Annotated in this window: 2 protein-coding genes; one reads left to right on the top strand and one right to left on the bottom strand. The window is 28.0% G+C overall.

The window, feature by feature from the left end; all coding sequences use genetic code 11:
- Positions 1-236, bottom strand: a 236-nt coding sequence (locus HMPREF2846_RS08150; RefSeq protein WP_256274560.1) for a YSIRK-type signal peptide-containing protein, incomplete at its 3' end; no start/stop codon positions are given.
- Between the two features lie 528 nt (positions 237-764).
- Here HMPREF2846_RS08150 and HMPREF2846_RS08145 point away from each other — a divergent pair.
- Positions 765-1,292: a hypothetical protein gene (locus HMPREF2846_RS08145; RefSeq protein WP_070626401.1), complete on the top strand. Its 528-nt coding sequence runs from the start codon at positions 765-767 to the stop codon at positions 1,290-1,292.
- The last annotated feature ends 214 nt before the right edge of the window (positions 1,293-1,506 follow it).

The raw sequence follows: 1,506 nt of genomic DNA, 5'->3' as shown, positions 1-1,506 counted from the left end.
GCCTTCTCTTCTGTTGAAGGCTGTTCTGTTGTTGCACCTTCACTTGTTACTTTTTCTTCTGTTGATGCTTGTTCTGTACTAGCATCTTCTTCTGCTGCTTTAGCTACATCATGTCCTGCCCCAAAGATTAATGTTGCACCTACTAAAATTGATGCAGTACCTACTGTGAATTTTCTTATGGAATATTTGTTATTGATATTTGGTAGAAAATCTAATTTCCTTCTTGTTTTTTTCAAAAAAACAGCCCCTTTTTCTTTAGTGTTAATCATAAATATGTCGAAGTAAACAATATAGTGTAATTCAAAGTTTAGTATATCCAAAAAAAATTATATAGCAACAACTTTGAGCAAGACATTCGAGGAAAGTTACATACCTCGACATAGGATTCTTATGAACGTTTGATTTTTGTTAGACTGAATGAAAGTATGTATAATAAATGAACAGTTTTTAGATGTTTTGTAACGAGTTAAACAGCTTAGTGATTATAATTCAAATTAAATTATGTATCAAAGTTAGCTTTAACACTTAATCAGTGTTATTGTATAGTAATGATATAATTAGATTACCTGATATAGAGTAGTTATGGTAGGAACGATTACCTATATTACTATGTATTGAGATAGGAATATAAATGTTAACTATCATATAAAAAAGTTCGAAAATTCGGAGTTTTTATTGTGAGAAACAAAGGAGGATAATTTTTAGAATCGGTCAAATAGAAAATAAAAAGATTAAAGTTATTCTATATTAACGGAGTGGGAAAGATGGATAGAGACTACTTCATTTTTAAAGAAATATTAAACAGTGAAGATTATAAAAAAGTTAAGGCCAACCAAAAATATATATTAGCATTGATGTATTCATTTATGAATGTTTATAACAAATTGTCAATAAACCAAAATCAAATTATTCAATTAGCTAATATAAGTCGAGAAACTTTTAGACAAAGTAAACGGATACTAAAAAAGCATAAACTTATTGAATATACTTATTATTCTAAAGTACATCTAAACATGCCAGTAAATCGGGAGAAAATATATATTCACATTGATTTAATAAATGGAAAATACAGTCATTTAAGTAATGGAGCAAAACTTTTCTATAGTTATTTTTTAAATGAACAAAATAACTTGAATGAGCGCTATATAAAATATACATTATCTGGAATAATGAATGAGTTTGGCGGCACTTATAATACAATAGAAAATATTTGTCAGGAACTAATACAGGAAAAGTTATTAGTTAAAAAGAAAGAAGGCGTTTCATATATTTACCACTTCAAAGAAATATAAAGAATTATAAAATGTATATAACCTACAATCATTAAAAAAAGAAAGTATAGGTGTAGCTAAATCATTAAGCACTTCCGTAATGTAACGCGGCTGGGATATAATTGTTCTGAAACCTAATAAAAATGAAAATCGCTCCTTTTTTATTTGACAGAGAACCAAATAGAACTGGTGGGCTAAAATACAGAGATTAAGCAGCATAAAGTTGCTTGATCTC

This window comes from Staphylococcus sp. HMSC056G08 (assembly GCF_001812305.1).
Taxonomy (GTDB): Bacteria; Bacillota; Bacilli; order Staphylococcales; family Staphylococcaceae; genus Staphylococcus; species Staphylococcus simulans.
Note: the sequence above shows the minus strand (reverse complement) of the source record. Positions and strands in the feature narration are given on the sequence as shown.